General features: G+C 67.1%; 25 protein-coding genes. 7 read left to right on the top strand and 18 right to left on the bottom strand.

Annotated elements, in window-relative coordinates; genetic code table 11:
• Nucleotides 1-110 precede the first annotated feature (110 nt).
• The 5 genes from AC3WVS_RS29155 to AC3WVS_RS29135 all read left to right on the top strand — a co-directional run bounded on the left by AC3WVS_RS29155 (nucleotide 111) and on the right by AC3WVS_RS29135 (nucleotide 3,800).
• The gene (locus tag AC3WVS_RS29155; protein WP_492321421.1) at nucleotides 111-1,238 is read left to right on the top strand and encodes a PQQ-dependent sugar dehydrogenase; all 1,128 of its coding nucleotides are present in this window, start codon (nucleotides 111-113) and stop codon (nucleotides 1,236-1,238) included.
• A gap of 153 nt (nucleotides 1,239-1,391) precedes the next feature.
• Nucleotides 1,392-1,793: a hypothetical protein gene (locus AC3WVS_RS29150; protein ID WP_010812929.1), complete on the top strand. Its 402-nt coding sequence runs from the start codon at nucleotides 1,392-1,394 to the stop codon at nucleotides 1,791-1,793.
• 292 nt (nucleotides 1,794-2,085) lie between these two features.
• The gene (locus AC3WVS_RS29145; RefSeq protein WP_492321420.1) at nucleotides 2,086-2,241 is read left to right on the top strand and encodes a hypothetical protein; all 156 of its coding nucleotides are present in this window, start codon (nucleotides 2,086-2,088) and stop codon (nucleotides 2,239-2,241) included.
• A gap of 136 nt (nucleotides 2,242-2,377) precedes the next feature.
• A complete protein-coding gene (locus AC3WVS_RS29140; RefSeq protein ID WP_492321419.1) occupies nucleotides 2,378-2,869 on the top strand; it encodes an NINE protein in 492 nt (163 codons plus the stop codon).
• A 22-nt stretch (nucleotides 2,870-2,891) separates the two neighbouring features.
• Nucleotides 2,892-3,800 carry a LysR family transcriptional regulator gene (locus AC3WVS_RS29135; protein WP_492321418.1) on the top strand — a complete coding sequence of 303 codons (909 nt, stop codon included), beginning with the start codon at nucleotides 2,892-2,894 and terminating at the stop codon, nucleotides 3,798-3,800.
• Between the two features lie 296 nt (nucleotides 3,801-4,096).
• Here the strand turns inward: AC3WVS_RS29135 and AC3WVS_RS29130 are convergent, their stop codons facing one another.
• Both AC3WVS_RS29130 and AC3WVS_RS29125 read right to left on the bottom strand, forming a co-directional pair.
• Complete coding sequence (locus AC3WVS_RS29130; protein ID WP_492321443.1) at nucleotides 4,097-5,317, bottom strand: PA0069 family radical SAM protein; 1,221 nt, start codon at nucleotides 5,315-5,317, stop codon at nucleotides 4,097-4,099.
• A gap of 11 nt (nucleotides 5,318-5,328) precedes the next feature.
• A complete protein-coding gene (locus AC3WVS_RS29125) occupies nucleotides 5,329-5,832 on the bottom strand; it encodes an Lrp/AsnC ligand binding domain-containing protein (protein WP_010812934.1) in 504 nt (167 codons plus the stop codon).
• Nucleotides 5,833-5,940: 108 nt separating this feature from the next.
• On the opposite strand from AC3WVS_RS29125, the gene AC3WVS_RS29120 reads away from it, so the two are divergent.
• Nucleotides 5,941-7,245 carry a D-amino acid dehydrogenase gene (locus tag AC3WVS_RS29120; RefSeq protein WP_492321417.1) on the top strand — a complete coding sequence of 435 codons (1,305 nt, stop codon included), beginning with the start codon at nucleotides 5,941-5,943 and terminating at the stop codon, nucleotides 7,243-7,245.
• A 77-nt stretch (nucleotides 7,246-7,322) separates the two neighbouring features.
• On the opposite strand, the gene AC3WVS_RS29115 is transcribed toward AC3WVS_RS29120, so the two are convergent.
• From AC3WVS_RS29115 to AC3WVS_RS29080, 8 genes are all read right to left on the bottom strand, one after another.
• Nucleotides 7,323-9,107, bottom strand: a complete 1,785-nt coding sequence (locus AC3WVS_RS29115; RefSeq protein WP_492321416.1) for an acyl-CoA dehydrogenase — start codon at nucleotides 9,105-9,107, stop codon at nucleotides 7,323-7,325.
• Between the two features lie 98 nt (nucleotides 9,108-9,205).
• Nucleotides 9,206-10,141, bottom strand: coding sequence for an electron transfer flavoprotein subunit alpha/FixB family protein (locus AC3WVS_RS29110; protein WP_010812937.1), 936 nt, complete (start codon nucleotides 10,139-10,141; stop codon nucleotides 9,206-9,208).
• An 18-nt stretch (nucleotides 10,142-10,159) separates the two neighbouring features.
• A complete protein-coding gene (locus AC3WVS_RS29105) occupies nucleotides 10,160-10,909 on the bottom strand; it encodes an electron transfer flavoprotein subunit beta/FixA family protein (protein ID WP_492321415.1) in 750 nt (249 codons plus the stop codon).
• Between the two features lie 218 nt (nucleotides 10,910-11,127).
• Entirely contained in the window at nucleotides 11,128-11,925 is a 798-nt protein-coding gene (locus AC3WVS_RS29100; RefSeq protein WP_492321414.1) for a MetQ/NlpA family ABC transporter substrate-binding protein, read from the bottom strand.
• Between the two features lie 47 nt (nucleotides 11,926-11,972).
• The gene (locus AC3WVS_RS29095) at nucleotides 11,973-12,626 is read right to left on the bottom strand and encodes a methionine ABC transporter permease (RefSeq protein WP_010812940.1); all 654 of its coding nucleotides are present in this window, start codon (nucleotides 12,624-12,626) and stop codon (nucleotides 11,973-11,975) included.
• Nucleotides 12,616-13,650, bottom strand: a complete 1,035-nt coding sequence (locus AC3WVS_RS29090; RefSeq protein WP_492321413.1) for a methionine ABC transporter ATP-binding protein — start codon at nucleotides 13,648-13,650, stop codon at nucleotides 12,616-12,618. Before AC3WVS_RS29090 ends, AC3WVS_RS29095 begins: the two co-directional genes overlap by 11 nt.
• Nucleotides 13,651-13,814: 164 nt before the next feature.
• The gene (locus tag AC3WVS_RS29085; protein WP_492321412.1) at nucleotides 13,815-14,618 is read right to left on the bottom strand and encodes an enoyl-CoA hydratase; all 804 of its coding nucleotides are present in this window, start codon (nucleotides 14,616-14,618) and stop codon (nucleotides 13,815-13,817) included.
• 12 nt (nucleotides 14,619-14,630) lie between these two features.
• Nucleotides 14,631-15,554 carry a histone deacetylase family protein gene (locus tag AC3WVS_RS29080; protein WP_010812943.1) on the bottom strand — a complete coding sequence of 308 codons (924 nt, stop codon included), beginning with the start codon at nucleotides 15,552-15,554 and terminating at the stop codon, nucleotides 14,631-14,633.
• A 149-nt stretch (nucleotides 15,555-15,703) separates the two neighbouring features.
• Between AC3WVS_RS29080 and mltB the strand changes: the two genes are divergently transcribed.
• Nucleotides 15,704-16,810: a lytic murein transglycosylase B gene (mltB, locus tag AC3WVS_RS29075; protein WP_340523979.1), complete on the top strand. Its 1,107-nt coding sequence runs from the start codon at nucleotides 15,704-15,706 to the stop codon at nucleotides 16,808-16,810.
• A 69-nt stretch (nucleotides 16,811-16,879) separates the two neighbouring features.
• Here mltB and cysM read toward each other — a convergent pair whose 3' ends face one another.
• From cysM to AC3WVS_RS29035, 8 genes are all read right to left on the bottom strand, one after another.
• Nucleotides 16,880-17,782 (bottom strand): cysteine synthase CysM, encoded by a 903-nt coding sequence (cysM, locus tag AC3WVS_RS29070; RefSeq protein ID WP_010812945.1) that lies wholly within the window; start codon nucleotides 17,780-17,782, stop codon nucleotides 16,880-16,882.
• A gap of 135 nt (nucleotides 17,783-17,917) precedes the next feature.
• Nucleotides 17,918-19,219, bottom strand: a complete 1,302-nt coding sequence (locus AC3WVS_RS29065; protein ID WP_011614702.1) for a solute carrier family 23 protein — start codon at nucleotides 19,217-19,219, stop codon at nucleotides 17,918-17,920.
• Between the two features lie 237 nt (nucleotides 19,220-19,456).
• Nucleotides 19,457-19,849, bottom strand: a complete 393-nt coding sequence (locus AC3WVS_RS29060) for a ComEA family DNA-binding protein (protein ID WP_492321411.1) — start codon at nucleotides 19,847-19,849, stop codon at nucleotides 19,457-19,459.
• A gap of 155 nt (nucleotides 19,850-20,004) precedes the next feature.
• Nucleotides 20,005-21,000, bottom strand: a complete 996-nt coding sequence (gene rfaD, locus AC3WVS_RS29055; RefSeq protein WP_010812948.1) for an ADP-glyceromanno-heptose 6-epimerase — start codon at nucleotides 20,998-21,000, stop codon at nucleotides 20,005-20,007.
• 28 nt (nucleotides 21,001-21,028) lie between these two features.
• Nucleotides 21,029-21,976, bottom strand: a complete 948-nt coding sequence (gene rfaE1, locus AC3WVS_RS29050; protein ID WP_010812949.1) for a D-glycero-beta-D-manno-heptose-7-phosphate kinase — start codon at nucleotides 21,974-21,976, stop codon at nucleotides 21,029-21,031.
• A gap of 80 nt (nucleotides 21,977-22,056) precedes the next feature.
• Nucleotides 22,057-23,439 carry a UDP-glucose dehydrogenase family protein gene (locus AC3WVS_RS29045; protein ID WP_492321410.1) on the bottom strand — a complete coding sequence of 461 codons (1,383 nt, stop codon included), beginning with the start codon at nucleotides 23,437-23,439 and terminating at the stop codon, nucleotides 22,057-22,059.
• A gap of 37 nt (nucleotides 23,440-23,476) precedes the next feature.
• Nucleotides 23,477-24,715, bottom strand: a complete 1,239-nt coding sequence (lapB, locus tag AC3WVS_RS29040) for a lipopolysaccharide assembly protein LapB (protein WP_492321409.1) — start codon at nucleotides 24,713-24,715, stop codon at nucleotides 23,477-23,479.
• A 3-nt stretch (nucleotides 24,716-24,718) separates the two neighbouring features.
• Nucleotides 24,719-25,075, bottom strand: a complete 357-nt coding sequence (locus AC3WVS_RS29035) for a LapA family protein (protein WP_010812952.1) — start codon at nucleotides 25,073-25,075, stop codon at nucleotides 24,719-24,721.
• Between the last annotated feature and the right edge of the window lie 309 nt (nucleotides 25,076-25,384).

Raw genomic sequence — 25,384 nt, 5'->3', positions numbered from 1 at the left:
CACGAAACGCAAGAGTATAGCCCAATTACCGAGGCCAAACAAACACTTAGGTGATTGACGCGCGCCTGCCGTGCAGGCATCGTGGCAAAAACCGCGACAGGAGGCCCGACATGCGCCCCGTTCTGCACTTCATGGCCCGCACCTTACGGCCGGCTTCCCTGCTCGCCATTGTACTGCTGGCAGGCACCGGGTCCGCGCCGGCCGCCCTGCCGCTGGACCAGGTCCGGCTGCCGCCTGGTTTCCGCATCGAGGTGCTGACGCAGGACGTGCCGGGCGCACGCGCCATGGCGATGTCGCCGTCGGGCACGCTCTTCGTCGGCTCGCGCAGCGAAGGCAAGGTCTACGCGGTGACCGACGCGCTGGGGGCCCGGCCGCGCGTGCGCACGGTCGCCACCGGGCTGCGCATGCCGGTCGGCGTGGCGTTGCACGACGGCAGCCTGTATGCGTCCTCGCTGTCGAAGATCGTGCGGATCGACCATATCGAGGCCAGCCTCGACCAGCCGCCGGCACCAACGGTGGTGAGCGACCGCTTCCCGACAGACGGGCATCACGGCTGGAAATTCATCGCCTTCGGCCCCGACGGCTACCTCTACGTGCCGGTCGGCGCGCCATGCAATATCTGCGCGCCGGACGAGAACCGCTACGCCAACATCATGAAGATGAAGCCCGACGGCAGCGACCTGCAGGTAGTGGCACGCGGCGTGCGCAACACCGTCGGCTTCGACTGGCACCCGGCCACGCGCGAGCTGTGGTTCACCGACAACGGCCGCGACCGCATGGGCGACGACGTGCCCGACGACGAGCTCAACCGCGCCACCGCTGCCGGCCAGCATTTCGGCTACCCGTACTGCCATGCCGGCACGGTTGCCGATCCCGAATACGGCAGCCAGCGGCCCTGCGCCGAGTTCGTGCCGCCGGTGGCTCGCCTGGGCGCGCACGTCGCGGCCCTGGGCATGCGCTTCTACACCGGCACGCAATTCCCGGCGGCCTACCGCAACAACGTCTTCATTGCCGAGCACGGCAGCTGGGACCGCAGCGAGCCGTCCGGCTACCGCGTGGTCCGCGTGGCGCTGGACGATGCCGGCAAGGCGGTGCGCCAGGAGGTGTTCGCGCAGGGCTGGCTGCGCGGCGGCAGGCCGTGGGGCCGCCCGGTCGACGTCCTGGTTGCGCCGGACGGTTCGCTGCTGGTCAGCGACGACCTTGCCGGGGCCATTTACCGCATCCGCTACCGACCCTGAATCCCGCTGAAAACCCCACGGAACGGGGGTCTGGGTGGCCGAAACAATCCGTTACACCGGTAACGGGATTGGCATAGGCGCCCCGATGGCCCATGCGTACCATGAACCCATCTTCCAACAGCAACACAGCGCGTCAGGAACCTGGGAATCCGCATGCTCACCCGCTCTCTCCTGCGCGACCTGGTGGCTGGCATCCTGGTGGCCTCGGGCCTGGTCGGCGCGGTTGCCACCAGCCATGCCCAGGTCGCGTTCTGGCAACAAGTACGGCCCGATAGCCGGTCCGCACGGATGCAGCCGCAGCCCCGCGACGGCTGGCAGATGGCCAGCGTGCGCGCCGAGAGCCGCGAGCACGTGCAAGCCCAGATCGACCGCATGGAGGCACGTGCCCGTGCCGACGATCGCCTGAGCGGGCGCCGCGCCGCACTGGCTGGTGCCCGCGACGACAACCGTGGCCGGGGCCAGGAACGCGACAACCCCAATGAAGCCCGCAACGACTCCCGGCCAGGCAACGTCGGCCCCGGCTGGCAGGCACGTGGCCGCGACAATGGCCGATAAAGGTCACTGCTGACGGCTGTCGGCACACCCCCGCCCGTCGCCGCACTGCCCAACGGTCTTGCGGCGGTTCGCGGAACTCCGCCCCCGCTCCCCCGGTCTCTATTCAAGTGTGCGCCCCGCTTTGCGGGTGCCACGCACAGGCTGCCGCCCGGCGCTGCCCGGGGCTCACAGCGTGCCGTCCAGTGCAGACGGCAATCGAACTGACCTGCCTCTGCCCGACACCTCCTGCCGGACCCGATCAAGACGGCCCGGGCGCAGCCTCCAGAAAGACAATAATTCTGTGAGGTTTGTCATGTCACCCCTTCTTAGCGACCTGGCCGAACACGCGGGCCAGTTATCGCTGTCAATCCTGTTCATGGGCCTCCTGACCCTGGTCCTCTACGGCGAAACCCATATCAGCGAGCACGCGGTGGCCTTCCTGGACGGCCTGCAGTCCGGCTGGCATTAGCGCCGTCCTGCGCGTCTTCTGACGCACTTCCCTTTCTTGCGCTGACTGCCGGCGTACAATGTGGGCCGGCCGGTACCCGTGTGCCGCCGTTCCTGTGCCGGTGCATTGCCGGCCCGCAACCGCCGGAAATCCGACCATGCCTGCAGCCACGCCAGCCCGCCATGCCTCCACGCTCGCCTCGCCGCCCGCCCGCGGCAAATCGAAGCTGCTGACCGTGGCGCTGGCGTTCCTGTGCGGCAGCCTGGGCGCGCATCGCTTCTATCTGGGCGGCCTGCGCGATCCGTATGGCTGGGTGCACCTGCTGGCGCTGCTGGCAGGCGCGCTCGGCGTGGCCTCGATGGCGACCGGCGCGGGCAGCCCGGCGCTGAACTGGACCTTCGCCGTCGCCGGCGGAGCCTCCGTCATCAGCGCCTTCCTGGCGGCCATCGTCTACGGGCTGCGCCCGGACGACAAATGGGACGCACGCTTCAACCAACTCGGCAAACCTACACGCTCCGGCTGGCCGGTAGTGATCCTGGTGATCCTGTCGCTGCTGATCGGCACCGGCCTGCTGATGGCAGGGCTGGCGATCAGTTTCCAGACCTTCTTCGAATCGCAGGTCGAGGCCGCCCGCGCGTTGTCGCAATAGCGGCCGCGGCGGCATTGGCGCCGTGCATTTCGACCTGCTCGACATTGCCGTCTTCGTCCGCGCCGCGGCGCTGGGCAACCTGTCGGCCGCCGCACGCGACCTGGGCTTGTCCACCTCCAGCGCCAGCGCCCGCCTGGGCCGGCTGGAACAGTCACTGGGCAGCCGCCTGCTGCATCGCACCACACGGCGGCTGGCACTCACCGCCGACGGCGAGCGCTTCCTGCCGCATGCGGAGCAGTTGCTTGCCACCGCGGATCTGGCCAGCGCATCGGTCGGCACCAGCGCCGAGCGCCCGCGCGGGCAGTTGCGCGTGACCGCGCCGGCGTCCTTCGGGCGCCAGCATGTCTCGCCAGCGCTGCCCGAATTCCTCGCCGCCTATCCCGATATCGCGCTTGACCTGCGCCTGACCGACCAGGTGATCGGACTGGTCGATGCCAGCATCGACGTGGCGCTGCGCATGGGCGTGCTGCCCGATTCCACGCTGGTGGCACGCGCGCTCGCACCCAGCCACCGCGTGATCTGCGCCTCACCCGCCTACCTGCAGCGCCACGGCGTGCCGCGCCACCCGGACGACCTGCGCCAGCACAACTGCCTGGTGCTGGCCGACCAGTCGGCGTGGCGCTTCAATACGCCGCTGGGCGAGACCGTGGTGCACGTGCGCGGCAACCTGCGCGTGGATAACGGCGAAGTGCTGCGCGACGCGGTGGTGGCCGGCGTCGGCATCTCGCTCAAGTCGACCTGGGATGTGGGCCCGCTGTTGCGCAGCGGCGCGCTCGTGACAGTACTGGACGAATACCCGGTGGTGCCGGCAGTGTCGATCTGGGCAGTGTTTCCCAGCCGGCATCTGGTACCGCCCAAGACACGCGCCTTCGTGGATTTCTTCGCCGAGCGCTTCGGCAACCCGCCCTATTGGGACCGGCCCGATACCTAGAGCGCACTGCGCGCTTGCGCACGATCAAGGCCGGCGCAAACGGCGGTTCTCCTTTCCGCCAATTCGCCCATACTGGTAGAGCCGTCCGATTCCGGCGGCGTCACGCGCGGCGGGGCCACACCCTGGCGCAAAGGAGCAAGCATCGACATGCCAACCTATGAGGAAGGACGCCTGGCGGCGATCGCTGTCAGGCTGGCGCTGTCCTCGGGACTGCCGCCATCGAGCGCGAAGGCCGCGCTGGAACTCGCCAGCAGCATGATCGGCGACCAGCAGGCCACCGAACGCGCCCGGAAGACTCAGAACAGCGAACCCTGCGGATCGTCCTTGCCGCGGGGCCCCCTGACTGGCGGGCGGAAACGCGACGTATCCAGCTCGAACCGGTTGTAACGAAACCCTAGCCGTTCGGCGGCCTTGTAGAAACGCTGACGCAGCAAGTCCGCCCACACGCCCGTACCGCGCATGCGCGAGGCAAAGCTGGCATCGTAGGCTTTGCCCTCGCGCATGTCGCGCACGCGGTTCATCACCCGTTCCGCGCGCTCGGGAAAATGCGCCAGCAGCCATTCCTCGAACAGCGGCCGCACTTCCCAGGGCAGCCGCAGCACGATGTAGTTTGCATAGACGGCGCCCGCTTCGTGCGCCGCTTCCAATACACGCTCCAGGTCGGGTTCGGTGATGAACGGGACCACCGGGGCGATGCTCACACCCACCGGGATGCCGGCGTCGGTCAGCGTGCGGATGGTGCGCAGCCGGCGTGACGGCGTGGCCGCGCGCGGCTCCAGCGTGCGCGCGATACCGGCGTCCAGCGTGGTGATGGTGACCGCCGCCACCGCCAGCCGCTTCGCCGCCATCGGCGCGAGCAGGTCGATATCGCGCTCGATCAGAGACGACTTGGTAATCAGCGCCACCGGGTGGTCGCACTCGTTCAGCACCTCCAGCACGCCGCGCGTGATGCGCTGTTCGCGCTCGATCGGCTGGTAGGCGTCGGTGTTGACGCCCAGCGCGATGGTCTCGCAGCGGTACGACGGCCGTGCCAGCGCCTCGCGCAGCCGCTCGGCGGCGTTGGTTTTGGCATAAAGCTGCGTTTCAAAGTCCAGCCCCGGCGACAGCTCCAGGTAGGCGTGCGTCGGCCGGGCGAAGCAGTAGATGCAGCCGTGCTCGCAACCGCGGTAGGGGTTGAGCGAGACATCGAACGGGATGTCGGGCGATGCATTGCGCGTCAGGACCGAACGGGCGCGCTCGATATGGACTTCCGTGCGCAGCGGCGGCAGCGGGGCTGCCTCCGGCGACGGTGCGGCTTCGGTGGTACGCGGCGCCTCTTCCGGTGCACTGCCCCAGCCATCGTCGAACGCTTCACGCAGGTCGCGCTCGAAACGCCCCTGCAGGTTGCTCACGGCGCCCCGGCCCTTGCGCGCCACGGGCGGCCGCGGGCCTGCCTGCGGCGCGAGCGCGTCGGGGTCGGCGTCGGGCCGCGTCGGGCGGCTGCTGGCGGGCTTGGGTTTTGGCGGGGGGCGCTCCATGCTGGCCTTGGTCACACTGCCTGGCTCTTCTCCTCGACGGAAATCGCCAGCGTCTCCTTGATCTCTTCCATCACCACATAGCTTTTCGACTGCGCTGCGCCGGGCAGCTGCAGCAGGATGTCGCCCAGCAGCCGGCGGTATTCACCGATCTCGCGGATGCGCGCCTTGATCAGGTAGTCGAAATCGCCCGATACCAGGTGACATTCCAGCACTTCCGGGATACGCAGCACTTCGCGCCGGAACTGCTCGAACATATTGCCCGACTTGTTGCCCAGCGAGATCTCGACGAACACCAGCAGCGCGCTGCCCAGCAGCGCCGGGTTCAGCCGCGCGTAGTAGCCCATGATGACACCATCGCGCTCCAGGCGCTTGACGCGCTCGATGCAGGGCGTGATGGTCAGGCCGACCGCCTCGGCCAGGTCCTTCATCGACATCCGGCCGTCGCTCTGCAGCGCCGTCAGGATCTTGCGGTCGAGCCGGTCGAGGGTGCGCATGGGCTGGCGACTCGTTCTCATGAGTTTTTCCTGTTTTCCTGAGAAATTCGATAACAATGACTGGATTGGATTCAATAGTATAGAGATAAATCCTTTATCAACTTGTCACCGCAGTTGGAGCCCCCGGACATGCGCGTTCTCGTACTAGGCAGCGGCGTTATTGGCGTCACCAGTGCGTGGTATCTGGCCAAGGCCGGTCACGAAGTGACCGTCGTCGACCGCGAGGCCGGGCCCGCGCTCGGCACCAGCTTTGCCAACGCGGGGCAGATCTCGCCCGGCTATGCGTCGCCGTGGGCGGCGCCGGGCGTACCGCTGAAGGCGATCAAGTGGATGTTCCAGGAACACGCGCCGCTCAGCATCCGTCCGGACGGCACGCTGTTCCAGCTGCAATGGATGTGGCAGATGCTGCAGAACTGCAGCGCCGAACGCTACGCCGTCAACAAGGAGCGCATGGTGCGGCTGGCCGAATACAGCCGCGACTGCATCCGCGCGCTGCGCGCGGAGACGGGCATCGCTTATGAAGGCCGCCAGCAAGGCACGCTGCAGGTGTTCCGCACCGACGAGCAGCTGCAAGGCGCGGCCAAGGACATCGCCGTGCTGGAAGAAGCCGGCGTGCCTTACCAGTTGCTTTCGCGCGAGGAACTCGCCGCGAGCGAACCGGCGCTGGCCGCCGTCCGCCACAAGCTGGCCGGCGGCCTGCGCCTCCCCAACGATGAAACCGGCGACTGCGCGCTGTTTACGCAACGGCTCGCGGGCATGGCCGAGCTGCTGGGCGTGAAACTCCTGTACAACCGCTCGATCGACAGCTTGATGACCCAGGGCGATGCCGTCACCGGCGCCGTGGTCGACGGCCAGCCGATGGATGCCGACCTGGTGGTGGTGGCGCTGGGCAGCTGGTCGACGCAACTGGTCAAGCCGTTCCTGCATGGCATGTCCAACCTGCCGGTGTATCCGCTCAAGGGCTTCTCGATCACGGTGCCGCTGAGCGATCCGTCGCGCAGCCCGGTGTCCACCGTTCTGGACGAAACCTACAAGGTTGCCATCACCCGCTTCGACGACCGCATCCGGGTGGGCGGCATGGCGCAGATCGTCGGCTATGACCGCAGCCTGGATCCGGCCAAGCGCCGCACGCTCGAACACGTGGTCACCGACCTGTTCCCGGGCGCCGGCGATGTCAGCCAGGCCACCTTCTGGACCGGCCTGCGCCCGATGACGCCGGATGGCACGCCGATCGTGGGCCCGACCCAGGTGCGCGGCCTGTGGCTGAACACCGGCCACGGCACGCTCGGCTGGACCATGGCCTGCGGCTCGGGCAAGCTGCTCTCGGACCTGGTCTCGGGCACCTCGCCGGCGATCCGCGCCGACGACCTGTCGGTGGGCCGCTACCTGAAGCCGGCGCGCCATCGCCTGGCGCCCAGGCCGGCCACTGCCTGAAGCAGGCGCTGCCTCGATAAGCAAAAAGGGCGACCCCGCGGGGCCGCCCTTCTTCTTTCCGGCGACTGTCAGGCCGCTCAGAACTGCTCGGCCGTCATCGCATTCACCGGTGCCGCACCACTGACGATGGCATCGCGCAAAGCCGACGCCTGCGACAGGATGTGCTCCGCAAAGAAATGCGCGGTGGCGATCTTGGCGTCATAAAAGCCCGGATCCTCGGCCCGCTTCGCATCGGCGGCCAGCATCGCACGACCGAACTGCCAGCCAGAGAACACGATGCCGCACAGCTTCAGGTAAGGCACACTGCCGGCAAAGACGGCGTTCGGGTCCGACTTGGCATTGGCCACGACAAACGCCACCACGTCTTCCAGCGCCGCGCGGCCCTTGGCCAGTTGCGCCTGTACCGCGGTGAACCCGGCGCAGCTGTGCTTGCCCAGCGCAGCCTCGGTCTCGGCGATCTGCGCACAGATCGCACGCGCCACGGCGCCGCCGTCGCGTACGGTCTTGCGGCCGATCAGGTCGTTGGCCTGGATTGCCGTGGTGCCTTCGTAGATCGGCAGGATGCGCGCATCGCGGTAGTGCTGCGCCGCGCCGGTTTCCTCGATAAAGCCCATGCCGCCGTGCACCTGCACGCCCAGGCTGGTGACATCGATCGACAGCTCGGTGCTCCAGCCCTTCACCACCGGCACCAGGAACTCATAGAAGGCCTGGTTCTGCTGGCGCACCGCTTCTTCGGGATGCTGGTGCGCCGCGTCGCTGGCGGCCGCGGCCACGTAGGCCACGGCGCGCGCGCCTTCGGTCAGCGCGCGCATGGTCATCAGCATGCGCTTGACGTCCGGGTGGTGGATGATGGTCACCGCCTCGCGCGCCGAACCATCGACCGGGCGGCTCTGCACGCGCTCGCGCGCAAAGGCCACCGCCTGCTGGTAGGCGCGTTCGGACACGGCGATGCCCTGCATGCCGACCGAGAAGCGTGCCGAGTTCATCATGATGAACATGTACTCGAGGCCACGGTTCTCTTCGCCGACCAGCGTGCCGGTGGCGCCGCCATGGTCGCCGAACTGCAGCACGGCCGTGGGACTCGCCTTGATGCCCAGCTTGTGCTCGATCGAGACGCAATGCACGTCGTTGCGCTCACCGGTGCTGCCGTCGGCGTTGACCATGAACTTCGGCACGATGAACAGCGAGATGCCCTTGACGCCCTCGGGCGCGGTGGGCGTGCGCGCCAGCACGAGATGGACGATGTTCTTCGCCATGTCATGCTCGCCGTAGGTGATGAAGATCTTGGTGCCGAACACCTTGTAGGTGCCGTCGCCCTGCGGCTCGGCGCGGGTGCGCACCGCGGCCAGGTCCGAGCCGGCCTGCGGCTCGGTCAGGTTCATGGTGCCGGTCCACTCGCCCGAGATCAGCTTGGGCAGGAAGGTGGCCTTCTGCTCATCCGTGCCGGCCGTCAGCAGCGCTTCGATGGCACCATCGGTCAGCAGCGGGCACAGCGCGAACGACAGGTTCGCGGTGTTCAGCATCTCGTTGCAGGCGGTGGCGACCAGCTTGGGCAGGCCCTGGCCGCCAAACTCCTGCGGATGCAGCACGCCCTGCCAGCCGCCCTCGCCGAACTGGCGGAAGGCCTCCTTGAAGCCGGGCGTGGTGGTGACCACGCCGTCCTTCCAGCTGCTCGGGTCCAGGTCGCCGGCGCGGTTCAGCGGCGCGACGACCTGCTCGTTGAACTTGGCGGCCTCGTCCAGCACTGCCTCGGCCGTTTCCGGCGTGGCTTCCTCGAAGCCCGGCAGTTTGCTCACGGCCTCTAGCCCGGCCAGCTCGTTCATGACGAACAGCATGTCCTTGATCGGCGCACGGTAAGTCATCGATGTCTCCCAACATGTATGAAAAAGCCGTTCGCGGGTCACCCCCGGAACGGCTCGTACTTGCTACCAGTGCCGGCCGCCTGGCGGCCGGCAAGGCATCAGCCCAGTGCTGCCACCAGCTCCGGCACCACGGTGTTCAGGTCGCCCACCAGGCCGTAGTCGGCCACGGAGAAGATCGGGGCTTCGGCATCCTTGTTGATCGCGACGATCACCTTGGAGTCCTTCATGCCGGCCAGGTGCTGGATCGCGCCGGAGATGCCGACGGCGATGTACAGCTGCGGCGCGACGATCTTGCCGGTCTGGCCGACCTGGTAGTCGTTCGGCACGAAGCCGGCGTCCACGGCGGCGCGCGAGGCACCCAGCGCGGCGCCCAGCTTGTCGGCCAGCGGCGTCAGCACCTTGGTGTAGTTCTCGCCCGAACCCACGCCACGGCCACCCGAGACGATGATCTTGGCGGCGGTCAGTTCCGGACGGTCGCTCTTGGCCACTTCGCGCGAAACAAACTGCGAAACGCCTGCGTCGGCCACGGCCGGCAGGGTCTCGACGGCAGCCGAGCCACCTTCGGCTGCGGCGGCGTCAAAGGCGGTGCCGCGCACGGTGATGACCTTGATCTTGTCTTCCGACTTGACCGTGGCAATGGCGTTGCCGGCGTAGATCGGGCGCTCGAACGTGTCCGGGGCGTCGACCTTGGAGATTTCCGAGATCTGGGCCACGTCCAGCTTGGCAGCCACGCGCGGCAGGATGTTCTTGCCGTACGGGGTGGCCGGAGCCAGGATGTGCGAGTAGTCGTTGGCGATGGCCAGCGCCTGCTCGGCCACGTTCTCGGCCAAGCCGTCACCGAAGTAAGGGGCGTCGGCCAGCAGGACCTTGGTCACGCCGGCGATCTTGGCGGCGGCATCGGCCGCGGCCTTGGCGTTGGCACCAGCCACCAGCACGTGCACGTCGCCGCCGCACTGGGCAGCGGCAGTCACGGTGTTCAGCGTGGCGGCCTTGATGGATTGATTGTCGTGTTCAGCAATGACGAGTGCAGTCATGTTATTTCTCCCCCGCGCTCAGATAACCTTGGCTTCGTTCTTCAGCTTCTGCACCAGCGTCGCGACGTCCGGCACCATCACACCCGCGCTGCGCTTGGCAGGCTCGACCACCTTCAGGGTCGACAGGCGCGGCTTGACGTCGACGCCGAGGTCTTCCGGCTTGACGGTATCGAGCTGCTTCTTCTTGGCCTTCATGATGTTCGGCAGCGTCACGTAGCGCGGCTCGTTCAGGCGCAGGTCGGTCGTGACCACGGCCGGCAGCTTGAGCGACAGCGTTTCCAGGCCGCCATCGACTTCACGCGTCACCGAGGCCTTGCCATCGGCAACCAACACCTTCGAGGCAAACGTGGCTTGCGGCAGGCCGGCGAGCGCGGCCACCATCTGGCCAGTCTGGTTGGAGTCGTCGTCGATGGCCTGCTTGCCCAGGATCACCAGTTGCGGCTGTTCCTTGTCGATCAGCGCCTTCAGCAGCTTGGCCACGGCCAGCGGTTGCAGGTCTTCGTTCGATTCCACCAGGATGCCGCGGTCGGCACCGATGGCCATCGCGGTGCGCAGGGTTTCCTGGCACTGCGTGACACCGCACGAGACGGCGATCACTTCGGTGGCAACGCCGGCTTCCTTCAGGCGCACGGCCTCTTCCACGGCGATTTCGTCGAAGGGGTTCATGCTCATCTTCACGTTGGCCAGATCGACGCCACTGCCGTCCGGCTTGACGCGGACCTTGACGTTGTAATCCACCACCCGCTTGACTGCGACGAGTACTTTCATGCGCTCACTCCACTGATAGCTGATAGTCAGAAATATTGTTCGCTCGTCATTATAACCACCGGGTTGGCGGCTCTCCTGTTTTTCGAACGATCGTACTATTTTATCGGCAAAATGATGCCGGGCATAGCCCGGCAGATCCCAGCCGTCCAGCGATTGTGCCGCAAACCGGGGCTTGCGGGCATCGTCTGATTGGATGAAAACCTCAAAGTGACGCCGGCTTACCAGGCGGTAATGACCGAGTCCTTGAAGGTCGATGTGACGTATTGCTTGATTTCCGGCGAATGGTAGGCCTTCACCAGCTTGGCCACCCAGGGCTTGCTCTTGTCGGCCTCGCGGATCGCGATCAGGTTGGCATACGGACCCTTCGGGCCTTCGATGGCGATGGCGTCCTTGACGGGCGACAGGCCGGCCGATTCCGCGTAGTTGCCGTTGATGGCGGCGGCATCCAGGTCATCCAGCGAGCGCGGCAGCTGCGCGGCGTCCAGCTCGACGATGCGGATCTTCTTCGGGTTCTCGACGATGTCCAGCGGCGTGGCCTTCAGGCCGGCGTTGGGCTTGAGCTTGATCACGCCCTTGCTCTGCAGCAGCAACAGGCCGCGCCCGCCGTTGGTGGGATCGTTGGGCACGCCCACGCGCGCGCCCTGCTTGAGCTGGTCGAGCGACTTGATCTTCTTGGAGTACACGCCCATCGGGAAGGTCACGGTATAGGCGATATGCGCGAACTTGTAGCCGCGGTCCTTGATCTGGGCTTCCAGGTACGGCAGGTGCTGGTAGCTGTTGGCGTCCAGGTCGCCGGCAGCCAGCGCGGCGTTGGGCTGGATGTAGTCGCTGAACTCGACCACCTGGATGTTCAGGCCGTCCTTGGCGGCGACCTTCTTCACCTGTTCCATGATCTGGGCGTGCGGGCCGCCGGTCACGCCGATCTTGATCGGCTTTTCCTGGGCGACGGCGCCAGTGGCCAGCGTTGCGCCGATCGCGGCGCCGAGAATCCATTGCAGCAGGTTGCGACGTTGCATGATATGCGTTCCTGTTTCAGAAAATAATTGGCTTGGGCAGTGGCTGACTAGCGGTGGCTGATGCGGCGGACAAGCCAGTCGCCGAAACTCTGCACGGCCTGCACGAACACGATCAGGATCACCACCACCGCCACCATGACCTCGGTGATATAGCGCTGGTAGCCGTAGCGGATGCCCAGGTCGCCCAGGCCGCCGCCGCCGATCGCGCCGGCCATGGCCGAATAGCCGACCAGGCTGACAAAGGTGATGGTCAGGCCGGCGACGATGCCGGGCATGGCCTCGGGCAGCAGCACCTTCCACACGATCTGGCGGGTGGTGGCGCCCATCGACTGGGCGGCCTCGACCAGGCCCTTGTCGACCTCGCGCAGCGCGCTTTCCACCAGGCGCGCGATAAACGGGATCGCCGCGATGGTCAGCGGCACGATCGCCGCGGTGGTGCCGATCGACGACCCGACGATAAAGCGCGTGAACGGGATCACCACCACCAACAGGATGATGAACGGGATCGAGCGCACCGCATTGACCACCACGCCGATGCTGCGGTTGAACAGCGGATGCGACAACACGCCGCCGCGGTTGGTCAGGTGCAGCAGCACGCCCAGCGGCACGCCCAGCAACGAGCCGACCACGCCCGAGATCGCCACCATCAGCAGGGTCTCGTTGAACGAGGTCAGGAACAGGTCAAACATTTCAGACCACATGCTCGAACTCCTCCACCACGACGCCTTGCGCCTGCAGGTATTCCATCGCCGCCTTCACGTCGGCCAGTTCGCCCGTGGCCATGATCGCCAGCGAGCCGAAGGCCTGGCCCTGGATCTCGTCGATATGGCCATGCAGGATATTGAAGTCCAGCCCGTAGCGGCGGATCGCCTGGGCCAGCACCGGCTGGTCCACGCCCTCGCCGGTGAAGGCAAGGCGGTAGACGTGGTCGCGCCCGTTGCCCAGCCGGCTTTCCACGCGCTTGAGCACGCTGGCCGGCAGTTCCTGCGAGATGACGTCGCCGATCATGGCGCGGGTGACGTCGTGCTGCGGGCGCAGGAATACGTCGATCACGCGCCCGGTCTCCACCACCTGGCCGGCTTCAAGCACGGCCACGCGGTCGCAGACCTGCTTGATGACTTCCATCTGGTGCGTGATCATCACGATGGTCAGGCCCAGGTCGCGGTTAATTTGCTTGAGCAGATCCAGGATGGAGCGGGTGGTTTCGGGGTCCAGCGCGGAAGTGGCCTCGTCCGACAGCAGCACCTTGGGCTTGCTGGCCAGCGCACGCGCAATGCCCACGCGCTGCTTCTGCCCGCCGCTGATCTGCGCCGGATAGCGGTCCTTCAACGCCGACAGGCCCACCAGGTCCAGCAGCGGCAGCACCGTCGCGGCGATCTCGGCCTTGGGCTTGCCGGCCAGTTCCAGCGGCAGCGCCACGTTCTCATACACCGTGCGCGAAGACAGCAGGTTGAAGTGCTGGAAGATCATGCCGATCTCGCGGCGTGCCAGGCGCAGCGCGCCCGTGTCCAGCGCGGTCAGTTCCTGGCCCGCGACGATCACGCGGCCGCTCGAGGGCCGGTTCAACAGGTTGATGGCGCGTACCAGCGTGCTCTTGCCGGCGCCGCTGCGGCCGATAATGCCGAAGACCTCGCCCGCCGCTATCGACAGGCTGACGTCCCGCAATGCATGCACGTCGCCAGACGCGCCCGGGAAGCGCTGCGACAGTCCTTGCAGTTCGATCATGGAAAGGTGACCAAAAGAAAACGGCAACAGGCGAGGGATCTCCAGCGCTGTTGCCGCTCGTTATTTTTCTGAAGCGCGTATTTTATGCGATTCGCTTCATACCATAAACGACTTTTTACCGATGTCTTTATACGCTCCCGGCATATAAACGCCCAAAAAGTCGCCTATGAGCCACGCCAGGACGGCGAGCGCTTGTCAATGAAGGCCTGCACCCCCTCCAGCGCCGACTCGTCCATCATGTTGCAGGCCATGGTCTGGCCGGCGAGCTGGTAGGCGGCCTCGATGCCCATTTCCAGCTGGCGGTAGAACAGGCCCTTGCCGGCGGCCACCGCGGCGGCCGGCTTGGCGCAGATGCTGGCGGCCAGGCGCACCACCTCTTCGTCGAGCTGGCCAGCGGGCACCACCCGGTTCACCAGCCCGCGCTCGCGGGCGGTTTCGGCGTCGATCATGTCGCCGGTCAGCAGCATCTCCATCGCCTGCTTGCGATGCAGGTTGCGCGACAACGCCACCCCGGGCGTCGAGCAGAACAGGCCCAGGTTGACGCCGGACACCGCAAAGCGCGCATCGTCGGCGGCCACCGCAAGGTCGCACATGGCCACCAGCTGGCAGCCCGCCGCCGTGGCGATGCCCTGCACGCGCGCAAGCACCGGCTGCGGCATCTTCTGGATCGCCATCATCATGCGCGTGCAGCGGTCGAACAGGCGCCGGTAGTAGTCGTGCGACGGCGAGGCCCGCATCTCGCGCAGGTCGTGCCCGGCGCAGAAGGCCTTGCCGGCGCCAGCCAGCACCACCACGCGCACGGTGTGGTCCGACGCCAGCCGGCCGAGAGCGCCGGTCAGCGCGTCGAGCAGCGTTTCTGACAGCGCATTGAACGCCTGCGGCCGATTCATGGTCAGTCGCACCACGCCCGCGGCATCGCGCGTTTCGGTCAGCAGCGGCGCGTCCACGCGCGCATCGTTCTCGGCCATGGCCATGCTCTCCTATCGTTCCAGCAGCACCTTCAGGTGCGCCAGCACGCTGCGGCCCAGCGCGCTCAGGTTGTAGCCCCCCTCCAGGCAGCTGACGATGCGGCCCTGTGCATGGGCGCGCGCAACGTCCACCAGCTGGCCGGTGATCCAGGCGTAGTCCTGCTCCACCAGGCCCATCTGGCCCAGGTCGTCCTCGCGGTGCGCGTCAAAGCCGGCGGAGATAAACAGCATCTGCGGGCGGAACTCATTGAGCCGCGGCAGCCAGATGGTCTCGACCACTTCGCGCACGGCCATGCCGTTGGTATAGGCCGGCAGCGGGATGTTGACCATATTGGGAGCAAGATGCTCGGTGCCGCTGTACGGATAGAACGGGTGCTGGAAGATGCTGCACATCATCACCTGCTCGTCGCCACGGAATGCCGCTTCGGTGCCGTTGCCGTGGTGCACGTCGAAATCGATGATGGCCACGCGCTCCAACCCGTGCGCCCGCAGCGCGTGGCGCGCGGCGATGGCGACGTTGTTGTAGAAGCAGAAGCCCATCGCGCGGTCAGGCTCGGCGTGGTGGCCGGGCGGGCGCACGCAGCAGAACGCGTTCTCGAACTCGCCCGCAATCACCGCATCGGTGGCCGCTACCGCCGCGCCCGCGGCCAGCGTGGCGGCGGCGAGCGTGTGCGAGTTCATCGAGGTATCCGGATCGATCGCGTGATAGCCGCTGGCCGGGCTGGCGCGTTCGAGCGAATCGACATAGTCGGGCCGGTGCACGCGCTCAAGCTGCTCGCGCGTGGCGGGCGGGGCTTCGCGGCGCTCCAGCAGCCCGTCCAGGCCGTGCGAAATCAGGTGATCCTCGATCGCCTGAAGGCGTTCCGGGCACTCCGGATGGAAATGCCCCATCTCGTGCCGCTGGAACTCGGGGTGCGTGTAATAGCCTGTCGGCATCTCTTATCGTCGCGATGTTGTCTCCAATCGCTACGTTAGCACACGCCAGCCCAAGCCACCCAGCGGCGCCGGCGCGCGATGTCGTGACGGCTTGCCCATAGTTGCCGCAGTGGCATCCGCTATACTCGGTGCGACTTGCAAAGGACATCATGACCGACACCCAGCGCTCACTGCGACGCCCCCTGCTGGGCGCCGCGCTTTCCGCTGCCGCACTCGGACTCTGCGGCCTCTCCCCCAGCCTGCTCGCCGCGGGCAAGCGCCGCGTCAGCATGCGCGAGGAAGAGATCGAACCCGGCCGCTACCGCGACAATCCGCAGACCCGCGCATTTATCGACGAGATGGTGGCCCGCCACCGCCTTGACCGTGGCATGCTGCAGGAGTGGTTTGGCCAGGCGGTCTATTCCGCCACCGTGGTGCGCCTGATCATGCCGCCCGCCACCACCGGCCGCAAAAGCTGGCGCACCTACCGCTCGCGCTTTATCGAGCCGATCCGCATCAACGCGGGCGTGCGCTTCTGGCAGGACAACCGCGACACGCTGCGCCGCGCCGAAGCCGAGTTCGGCGTGCCGGCATCGGTCATCGTCGGCATCATCGGCGTGGAAACCATCTATGGCCGCGACATGGGCACCTTCCGCGTGCTCGATTCGCTGTCCACGCTCGCCTTCGACTACCCGGACACGCCCAACCGCGAAGCCCGCACCACGCTGTTCCGCAACCAGCTGGCCGACTACCTGCTGTGGTGCCGCGACACCCGCACCGACGTGTACTCGGTGCTGGGCTCCTTCGCGGGCGCGATCGGCATCCCGCAGTTCATGCCGACCAGCCTGCGCGAATACGCCATCGACTACGACAACAACGGCCGCATCGACCTGCGCAACAGCCCTACCGATGCCATCGGCAGTGTCGCGCGCTTCCTCCAGCTGCACGGCTGGGAGCCGGGCCGCCCGGTGGTGTGGCGCATTGCCGGCGACGCCGGCAGCCTGGGTGTCGCCACCGCGGCGGCCGACGGCGAGCCGTGGCCAACGCGCACGCTCAACCAGCTGACCCGCGCCGGCCTGCGCGTGGACGAGCCGATCGACCCCGCGCGCGAAGGCGAGACCGGCGTGCTGGTGGTGGACTTGCCCACCCCCGACCAGCCCACGGAGTACCTGCTCGGCCTGCGCAACTTCTACGTGCTGACGCGCTACAACCGCAGCTTCTTCTATGCGCTGGCGGTGTACCAGCTGGGCGAGGCGGTCAAGGCGGCGATGGGCTGACGCCAGCTGCCCGCCAAAGCAAGAAAGGCCTCGCATTTGCGAGGCCTTTCTTGTTGGCACCGGTTCAGGTCACGCCGGGAACACGCCGGTCGACAGGTAGCGGTCGCCGCGGTCGCACACCACGAAGACGATAGTGGCGTTCTCCACTTCCTCGGCAATGCGCAGCGCCACGCAGAGCGCGCCCGCGGCCGAAATGCCGCAGAAGATGCCCTCTTCGGACGCCATGCGCCGCGCCATGTGCTCGGCATCGCCCTGGCTCACCGGCTCGGTGCGGTCGATGTAGCTGGCATCGTAGATCTTGGGCAGATACGCCTCGGGCCACTTGCGGATGCCCGGGATGCGCGAGCCTTCGGCTGGCTGCGCGCCGATGACCTGGATCTCCGGGTTCTGTTCCTTCAGGTAGCGCGACACGCCGGTAATGGTGCCGGTGGTGCCCATCGCCGAAACGAAGTGGGTGATGCGGCCGTCGGTATCGCGCCAGATCTCCGGCCCGGTGCCCTCGTAGTGCGCCTGCGGGTTGTCCGGGTTGGCGAACTGGTCGAGAATCACGCCCTTGCCGTCGCGTTCCATCGAATCCGCCAGGTCGCGCGCGTACTCCATGCCGCCCTTGACCGGGGTCAGGATGATCTCGGCACCATAGGCCGCCATGCTCTGGCGGCGCTCGAGGCTCAGGTCCTCGGGCATGATCAGCACCATCTTGTAGCCGCGGATGGCGGCCGCCATGGCCAGCGCGATGCCGGTATTGCCGGAAGTCGCCTCGATCAGGGTGTCGCCCGGCTTGATGCGCCCGCGCGCCTCGGCCCGGGCGATCATCGACACCGCGGGGCGGTCCTTGACCGAACCGGCCGGGTTGTTGCCTTCGAGCTTGCCGAGGATCACATTGCCGCGCGCGTCGTTGGCGGCACCGGGGATGCGCTGCAGTCTGACCAGCGGCGTATTGCCGATGGTGTCTTCAATTGTCTTGTAGGCCATGGAGCGAGGGGTCGCGAAAGGGGGTCGCAAACGGGGGATTCCAATTCGCCGGCCATTGTAATCCAGACACCTATCCCTCGCCGGCAGGCGGGATTTACGCTGCCACCCACCCGCCTGCGCCCATCCTGCCCTGGCTCAGCCCTCTTCGTGGTTGCCTTCGCCCAGCAGGTGGTACAGCAGGATGCAGCCGAAGGTGGCGGTGCCGATGCCGCCCAGCGTCATGCCGCCCAGTTTCAGCGTCAGGTCGCCGGCGGCCACGGTCAGCGTGGCGCCGACCGTGATCAGGTTGCGCGAGCTGGAGAAGTCCACCTTGTTCTGCACCCAGATCCGGCCCGCCGTCGCCGCGATCAGGCCGAACACGACGATGGTCAGCCCGCCGATCACCGGACCCGGGATGGTCAGGATCAGTGCACCGAACTTGGGCGAGAAGCCCAGCAGGATGGCCACCGCGGCCGCGACCACGAAGATCAGCGTCGAGTAGATCTTGGTGACCGCCATCACGCCCATGTTCTCGGCATAAGTGGTCACGCCGGTGCCGCCGCCGCTGGCCGACAGCATGGTCGCGATGCCGTCGCCGATAAAGGCACGGCCGATATACGGGTCCAGGTTGCGCCCGGTCATCACGCCGATGGCCTTGATATGGCCCAGGTTCTCCGCCACCAGCACAATCGCCACCGGGGCGATCAGCAGCATGGCGCTTAACTCGAAGGTCGGTGCGGTGAACGCCGGCAGCCCGAACCAGCTGGCCGCAGCCACGCTGGAGAAGTCGATCGGCTTGCCCAGCCCCATCACGTTGGTGCCCAGGTAGTAGGCGAGGTAGCCGGCCAGGCCGCCGATCAGCACCGGCAGGCGCCCGATCATGCCGGGCGCACGCACCGCCACCAGCCCCACGGCCACCACCGTCAGCAGGCCCACCCAGGTATCGAGGGCCGCGCCGCTGACTGCCTTGACCGCCACCGGGGCCAGGTTCAGCCCGATCGCCGCGACGATGGCCCCGGTCACCACCGGTGGCATCAGCTTTTCGACCCAGGCGTAGCCCACCGCCTGCACGATCAGGCCGATCACCGTGTACAGCGCACCGGCGGCGATGATGCCGCCCAGCGCCACCGGGATATTGAGGTTGGGGCCGCTGCCCGCGTAGCCAGTGGCGGCGATCACCACGGCGATGAAGGCGAAGCTGGAGCCAAGATAGCTCGGCACCCGCCCGCGCACGCACAGGAAGAAGATCAGCGTGCCGATGCCGGAAAACAGGATGGCGATATTCGGGTTGAAACCCATCAGGATCGGTGCAATGGCGGTCGAGCCGAACATCGCCACCACGTGCTGGATGCCGGCCAGCAGCGTCTGCCCGGCGGGCAGCCGCTCATCCGGCCCGATCACGCCTTCGGTCTTGAGCCGCCATTGCGGCAGGAATCCCGCGTCCTCGCCATTCGCCATACTGTTCTGCTCCCTGTGGTCCGGGCTGGCCGCCTGGTCGGCGGCCGCCGCGTTTGTGCCTGGTTGTTTGGTAGATGCGTGCCTGTCGGCAGCCGCGCGCGGCAGATCCTGCCGGCGCGGCGTCCGCATGATACTCCGCCGCCACGGGGCGTGCGAAGCGGCAAGGGTCTAGCACAACCCATACCAGCAAGGAGAGCGCCCGGCCACGCGGCAGCCGGGCGCCAGCCCATGCGCCTGCTAGCGCGCCGGCTTCGCGGCCGCCGTGGGCGCTGCCTTACCGGCTTTGGCTGGGGCCGGGACCGCCGCCGCTGCCGGCGCCGCTGCTGCGGCTCCCTTCGGGCCAATGGCGAGGCCAGCGTCCTGCAGCTTCGCCACGGACTTTGGCCCGATGCCGCTGACGCGCTCGGCCAGGTCCGCGGCGTCCTTGTAGGGCCCACGCTTGTTGCGTTCGTCGATGATGTTGCGGGCGGTGGCGGCTCCCACGCCCTTGACCGAGGTCAGCGCCGCCTCGTCCGCCGTGTTGACATCGATGGCGGCATGCGCGGCACCGCCAGCGAACAGGCAGATGGTTGCAGCGAAGGAAACCAGGGAAAAACGCCGGGCAAGTTGCCGGACCCAATGCTTGAACATGAAGGCTCTCCTTTCCTGTGGATGGTCTGAGGTACCACCCCCGCCGGGGCGGCGAGGTCAGGTCAGGATAGGGGCGGGCCGCAGCGGCGGCCCATGCGGCAACAAAAGTTGACACCGGCCGCACGAAAGCGTGTCGGCCGGCTGCGCGCCGATTGTCAGCCGGCGCGTTCGATCAGCCAGCGGCAGTAGCGCGCCACGCCTTCCTCGACGGACAGGAACGGCTCGCTGTAGCCGGCGCTGCGCAGCTTCGACACATCCGACTGCGTAAAGCACTGGTACTTGCCGCGCAGCGCATCGGGGAACTTGACGTACTCGAGCAGGCCTTCCTGCACCAGTTCATCGAGCGACAGGCGCGGCTTGCCTTCGGCCTCGCGCAGGGTGTTGACCACGGTGGCGGCGATGTCGTTGAACGGCTGCGCGCGGCCGGTGCCGAGGTTGAAGATGCCGGACTTGTCCGGATGGTCGAAGAAGTGCAGGTTGACCTTGACCACGTCCTCGACCGAGATGAAGTCGCGGCTCTGCATGCCGGGGGCATAGCCACCGTACTCGCCGAACAGCTTCACCGTGCCGTCGGCGCGGAACTGGTTGAAGTTGTGGAAGGCGACCGAGGCCATGCGGCCCTTGTGCGTTTCACGCGGGCCGTACACGTTGAAGTAGCGGAAGCCCACGATCTGCGACAGCGCCGACGGCAGCCGGCGCCGCACGATCTGGTCGAACAGGAACTTGGAGTAGCCGTACACGTTCAGCGGGCGCTCGAACTCGCGGTCTTCGCGGAACACCTGCGAAGCACCGTAGGTAGCCGCCGACGACGCATACAGGAACTGCGTGCCCTGTTCCAGGCAGCTCTCCATCAGAGACAGCGTGTAACGGTAGTTGTTCTCCATCATGTAGCGGCCGTCGGTCTCCATGGTGTCGGAGCACGCGCCTTCATGGAATACCGCCCGCACCTTGCCGAACTCGCCGCGGGCAAAGCGCGCGAGGAAGTCCTGCTTGTCCAGGTAGTCGGAGATCTCGCAGTCGACCAGGTTGTGGAACTTGTCGGCACGGGTCAGGTTGTCGACAGCGATGACGTTGGTCTCGCCGCGGTCGTTCAGGCCTTTGACGAGGTTGCTGCCGATAAAGCCAGCGGCGCCGGTGACGATGATGGTCATGGTCGGATCAGGATGGGGGCGCCACGCCTCACGGGGCGGCGCCGAACAATTCAGAATAAGAGACGACGGCGGTACCAAGCTTGCCCACCACGATGGCGCCGGCACGATTGGCATGCTGCACGGCTTCCTTGAGCGGCACGCCGGCACCCAGCATGGTGGCGAGCGTGGCGATCACGGTATCGCCCGCACCCGATACATCATAGACCTCGCGCGCCTGGGCGGAGACGTGCAGCACCTCGGCCTCGGTGTAGAGCGTCATGCCCTCTTCCGAGCGCGTCAGCAACAGCGCCTCAAGCTGCAGCCCGCGGCGCAGGTTCTGCGCGCGGATGGTCAGGTCGGCCTCGGTCTTCCAGGCGCCGACCACGGCACGCATCTCGGCCCGGTTGGGGGTGATCAGGGTGGCGCCGCGGTAGCGCGAGTAGTCGTCGCCCTTGGGGTCGATCAGCACCTTGCGCCCGGCCGCGCGGCTGGCGTCGATCATGCGCGTGACGTGGGTCAGGCCGCCTTTGCCGTAATCGGACAGCACCAGCACCTGGTAGTCGTTGATCAGGGCCAGGAAACGGTCCTGTACCGCGGCCAGCACTTCATGCGCCGGCGCGCTCTCGAAATCCACGCGCAGCAACTGCTGCTGGTGCGCCACCACGCGCAGCTTGATGGTGGTGTTGAGCTTGGGATCGCGGTGCAGGTAGGGCTGCACATGGCTCTCGCCCAGCAGCGCTTCAAGCGTGCGGGCCGGCTCGTCGTCGCCGACCACGCCCAGCATGCCCACGCGTGCGCCCAGCGCCGCGGCGTTGCGGGCCACGTTGGCGGCGCCGCCCAGGCGCTCGTCGCTGCGCTTGACCTGCACCACCGGCACCGGTGCTTCCGGCGAGATGCGCTCCACATCGCCGAACCAGTAGCGGTCCAGCATCATGTCGCCGACCACCAGGATATGGGACTGCCGGATCTGCTCCTGCGGAATGACGGTCTTGTTCATGAAGATCCTTGGCAATATCGCGACGGCCGCGGCCGCCGCGTTAGCTTATCGGTTGATGAGTCCGTTGACCCGCCGGCGCCTCATTCGTTCACGGCCTGCCGGGTCGGGCGGCCGATGGCGTGGTACTCCACGCCGGTCTCGACCATGGCCTCGGGCTCATACAGGTTGCGCCCGTCGAAGATCACCGGGGCCTTCAGGCGCCGCTTGATCTGGCCGAAGTCGGGGCTGCGGAACACCTTCCATTCAGTCACGATCACCAGCGCGTCGGCGCCGTCCAGCGCATCCATCTGGTTCTCGTGGAAACTCACGCGCGCGGCGCCGCCCGGCAGGTCGGCCAGGTCGGCATCCAGCACGCGCCGGGCTTCGGCCATCGACACTGGGTCGTGCATGCGCAGCGACGCGCCGCGCGACACCAGTTCGCGCGCCAGCACGCGCGACGGCGCTTCGCGCATGTCGTCGGTATTGGGCTTGAAGGCCAGGCCCCACACGGCAAAGGTGCGCCCGCTCAGGTCATCGCCGAAGCGGCGCACGACCTTGTCGCCCAATACGCGTTTCTGCGCGCCGTTGACCGATTCCACCGCCTCCAGCACGCGCATCGGCTTGCCATGGTCGGCGGCAGTGCGCATCAGCGCCTGCACGTCCTTGGGAAAGCATGAACCGCCATAGCCGGCGCCGGCATACAGGAAGCTGTAGCCGATGCGCGGGTCCGATCCGATGCCCATGCGCACCAGTTCGATATCGGCGCCGACCTCGTCGGCCAGGTTGGCCAGCTCGTTCATGAACGAGATGCGCGTGGCCAGCATCGAATTGGCGGCGTACTTGGTGAACTCGGCCGAGCGCACGTCCATGTAGAAGGTGCGCTCGTGGTGCCGGTTGAACGGCGCGTAAAGCTGGCGCATGGTGGCCTGCGCGTGGCGGCCGGCGACGTCGGCGCTGCAGCCCAGCACGATGCGGTCCGGGCGCATGAAGTCCTCGACCGCGGCGCCCTCCTTCAGGAACTCGGGGTTCGACACCACCGAGAACTGCAGGTCCTCCAGGCTGCGCGCGGCCAGCTCCGCGCGGATCGTGGCGGCCACGCGGTCGCCGGTACCCACCGGCACGGTGGACTTGTCGACCACGACCTTGAAGCCGGTCATATGGCGGCCGATATTGCGCGCCGCCGCCAACACGTACTTCAGGTCGGCAGAGCCGTCTTCGTCCGGGGGCGTGCCCACGGCGATGAACTGCACATCGGCGTGCTCGACGCTGGCCGCCACGTCGGTGGAAAAGGTCAGCCGCCCGGCGGCACGGTTGCGCTGGATCAGCTCCTGCAGGCCCGGCTCGTAGATCGGCACGCCGCCTGCGTTAAGCAGCGCGATCTTCTGCTCGTCCAGGTCCAGGCAGAACACGTCGTTGCCAAGTTCCGCCAGGCAGGCGCCGGTGACAAGGCCGACATAGCCGCTGCCGATGATGGTGACTTTCATAGCGTCAATTCAATTCTGTTGCACAGGCCGCCCGGGCTCAGCCGAGCGTCTCGGAGCGCCGCGGGGCATAGGTTTCCCAGCGGTTGCAACCCGGGCATTGCCAATAGAAAAGCCGGGCGCGGAAGCCGCACTCGCGGCAGGTGTAGCGCGCGAGGTTGCGCGTGCGCAGCTGCAGCAGGTCACGGATGGCCGTGGTTTCCTGCGCTTGCTCGCCATTGCCGTCGTTGCCGTCGGCACCCTCTGCCGGGGCATCGGCACCCGCCGGCTGCGCGGACGGGGCGCCGGCCGTGACCACCGCCGCCTGCGCCTCGAAATACTTGGTCAGCGCCAGCAGCGTGGGCTGGCGGCGCAGCTGTTCGCGCATCAGGCGCGCGGCGGCTTCCGGGCCGTTCACGTCCAGTTCCGCCTTGTAGGCGGTATCGAGCACCTCCGGCGCCAGCTTGCCCTTGAGCAGGCCGCGCAGCCATTCCAGCGCGGCGCCCTCCTCCTGCAGGCTGGCGTAGGCCTTGACCACGCGGTCCGCCACCAGCGGCAGGAAGGATGCATCCTGCCGCTCGATGCCAAGCCAGTGGCCAAGCGCCGCGCGGGCGTCGCCCGCGGCCGCGGCCACGTCGCCCAGCAGGATCGGGGCGCGCACGTTGGCAGGATTCTCGGCAACGGCCTGGTTGAGCCACTTCACCGCATCTTCGGGGCGCTTGCGCTGCAGCGCGTCCTGCGCCAGCTCGCAGCAGAACTGGGCAATCTGCAGGCTGTAGCTGGTCTGCTCCAGCGTCTGCAGCTCGCGCGCGGCCTCGATCGCCTTCTGCCACTCCTTCTCCACTTCGTAGAGCTCAAGCAGCACGCGCTTGGCCGACGCCGCGTACGGGCCCGACATCAGCCGGCGCAGCGATTCCTCGGCACGGTCCAGCAGGCCGGCGCGCAGGAAGTCCTCGCCCAGTTCAAACAAGGCATGCTCGCGCTCGGGCTCGGGCAGGTCGGGGCGGGTCGCCAGGTTCTGGTGCACGCGGATGGCACGCTCGGTTTCGCCGCGGCGGCGGAACAGCGCGCCCAGCGCGAAGTGCAGCTCGGTGGTTTCCGGGTCCAGCCGCGCGACCTCGATAAAGGCGTCGATGGCCTTGTCGGGTTGCTCGTTGAGCAGGAAGTTGAGGCCCTTGAAATACGAGCGCGGCAAGGCGCCCTGCTCGCTGATCAGCTGGCGCACATCGAAGCGCGCCGCCATCCAGCCAAGGCCAAAGACAAGTGGCAGCGCCAGCAGCCACCAGGTTTCAAACATCATGGATCAGACCTTCGGGCCGACTACGTTATAGGGAACAGGCTTGCCGTCGCGCGGCGCGGCGGCTGCTGCCGAGGTTGGCGACGGCGGCGATGCCGCTGACGCGCTCGCCTGCGCGCCGGCATCGGCCAGGGCGCGGCGCAGCCGGGCAAGCTCCATGCGCTGGCGCATCAGGTTGGGCGCGATCGATGCCAGTGCCGCGACCGCGCCGAGCACGAAGGCCGCGAACAGGATCAGGATCAGCGGGGCATGCCAGACGGCATTGAAGAACAGCTGCAGCGAGGCTTCGGCGGTATTGCGCAGCGCCAGCACGAACAGCAGCACGAATACGACGATGCGGACGATCCAGGCGAACAGTTTCATGCGGTTGGCAGCGTTTCAGCGTGACGTGGAAGCGGCACCGGCGCACTCGCGCGAGGTCCGGCAAAGACCCCGGCATTGTAACGGATACGCTTCACCTATTCGGTAACCGGGCCGTAATGCGGCCCGGGCTGCGGCCCGGCGCCAGACGCCGGCAAGCCGCTTGCGCACGATGCGCCACCCGTCTCGGTGCGCGCGTAAGGCCGGCAGAAATAGAAAAAGCGCCCCGAAGGGGGTAATGCCGTTCAGTTAAGACTGAACGGCATTTTTCATTGTTAGCCGCCGAAGCAGTTGTAAACCGCAAGCCGCAAT

The sequence above is a fragment of the Cupriavidus sp. CPT47-8839-RL05A genome, from assembly GCF_058792255.1.
Note: the sequence above shows the minus strand (reverse complement) of the source record. Positions and strands in the feature narration are given on the sequence as shown.

Excerpts from the sequence above, each read along its gene's own strand:
- AC3WVS_RS29155 (WP_492321421.1), top strand. The coding sequence starts at position 111 with ATGCGCCCCGTTCTGCACTTCATGGCCCGCACCTTACGGCCGGCTTCC.
- AC3WVS_RS29150 (WP_010812929.1), top strand. The coding sequence starts at position 1,392 with ATGCTCACCCGCTCTCTCCTGCGCGACCTGGTGGCTGGCATCCTGGTG.
- AC3WVS_RS29145 (WP_492321420.1), top strand. The coding sequence starts at position 2,086 with ATGTCACCCCTTCTTAGCGACCTGGCCGAACACGCGGGCCAGTTATCG.
- AC3WVS_RS29140 (WP_492321419.1), top strand. The coding sequence starts at position 2,378 with ATGCCTGCAGCCACGCCAGCCCGCCATGCCTCCACGCTCGCCTCGCCG.
- AC3WVS_RS29130 (WP_492321443.1), bottom strand. The coding sequence starts at position 5,317 with ATGGAGCGCCCCCCGCCAAAACCCAAGCCCGCCAGCAGCCGCCCGACG.
- AC3WVS_RS29125 (WP_010812934.1), bottom strand. The coding sequence starts at position 5,832 with ATGAGAACGAGTCGCCAGCCCATGCGCACCCTCGACCGGCTCGACCGC.
- AC3WVS_RS29120 (WP_492321417.1), top strand. The coding sequence starts at position 5,941 with ATGCGCGTTCTCGTACTAGGCAGCGGCGTTATTGGCGTCACCAGTGCG.
- AC3WVS_RS29115 (WP_492321416.1), bottom strand. The coding sequence starts at position 9,107 with ATGACTTACCGTGCGCCGATCAAGGACATGCTGTTCGTCATGAACGAG.
- AC3WVS_RS29110 (WP_010812937.1), bottom strand. The coding sequence starts at position 10,141 with ATGACTGCACTCGTCATTGCTGAACACGACAATCAATCCATCAAGGCC.
- AC3WVS_RS29105 (WP_492321415.1), bottom strand. The coding sequence starts at position 10,909 with ATGAAAGTACTCGTCGCAGTCAAGCGGGTGGTGGATTACAACGTCAAG.
- AC3WVS_RS29100 (WP_492321414.1), bottom strand. The coding sequence starts at position 11,925 with ATGCAACGTCGCAACCTGCTGCAATGGATTCTCGGCGCCGCGATCGGC.
- AC3WVS_RS29095 (WP_010812940.1), bottom strand. The coding sequence starts at position 12,626 with ATGTGGTCTGAAATGTTTGACCTGTTCCTGACCTCGTTCAACGAGACC.
- AC3WVS_RS29090 (WP_492321413.1), bottom strand. The coding sequence starts at position 13,650 with ATGATCGAACTGCAAGGACTGTCGCAGCGCTTCCCGGGCGCGTCTGGC.
- AC3WVS_RS29085 (WP_492321412.1), bottom strand. The coding sequence starts at position 14,618 with ATGGCCGAGAACGATGCGCGCGTGGACGCGCCGCTGCTGACCGAAACG.
- AC3WVS_RS29080 (WP_010812943.1), bottom strand. The coding sequence starts at position 15,554 with ATGCCGACAGGCTATTACACGCACCCCGAGTTCCAGCGGCACGAGATG.
- mltB (WP_340523979.1), top strand. The coding sequence starts at position 15,704 with ATGACCGACACCCAGCGCTCACTGCGACGCCCCCTGCTGGGCGCCGCG.
- cysM (WP_010812945.1), bottom strand. The coding sequence starts at position 17,782 with ATGGCCTACAAGACAATTGAAGACACCATCGGCAATACGCCGCTGGTC.
- AC3WVS_RS29065 (WP_011614702.1), bottom strand. The coding sequence starts at position 19,219 with ATGGCGAATGGCGAGGACGCGGGATTCCTGCCGCAATGGCGGCTCAAG.
- AC3WVS_RS29060 (WP_492321411.1), bottom strand. The coding sequence starts at position 19,849 with ATGTTCAAGCATTGGGTCCGGCAACTTGCCCGGCGTTTTTCCCTGGTT.
- rfaD (WP_010812948.1), bottom strand. The coding sequence starts at position 21,000 with ATGACCATCATCGTCACCGGCGCCGCTGGCTTTATCGGCAGCAACCTC.
- rfaE1 (WP_010812949.1), bottom strand. The coding sequence starts at position 21,976 with ATGAACAAGACCGTCATTCCGCAGGAGCAGATCCGGCAGTCCCATATC.
- AC3WVS_RS29045 (WP_492321410.1), bottom strand. The coding sequence starts at position 23,439 with ATGAAAGTCACCATCATCGGCAGCGGCTATGTCGGCCTTGTCACCGGC.
- lapB (WP_492321409.1), bottom strand. The coding sequence starts at position 24,715 with ATGATGTTTGAAACCTGGTGGCTGCTGGCGCTGCCACTTGTCTTTGGC.
- AC3WVS_RS29035 (WP_010812952.1), bottom strand. The coding sequence starts at position 25,075 with ATGAAACTGTTCGCCTGGATCGTCCGCATCGTCGTATTCGTGCTGCTG.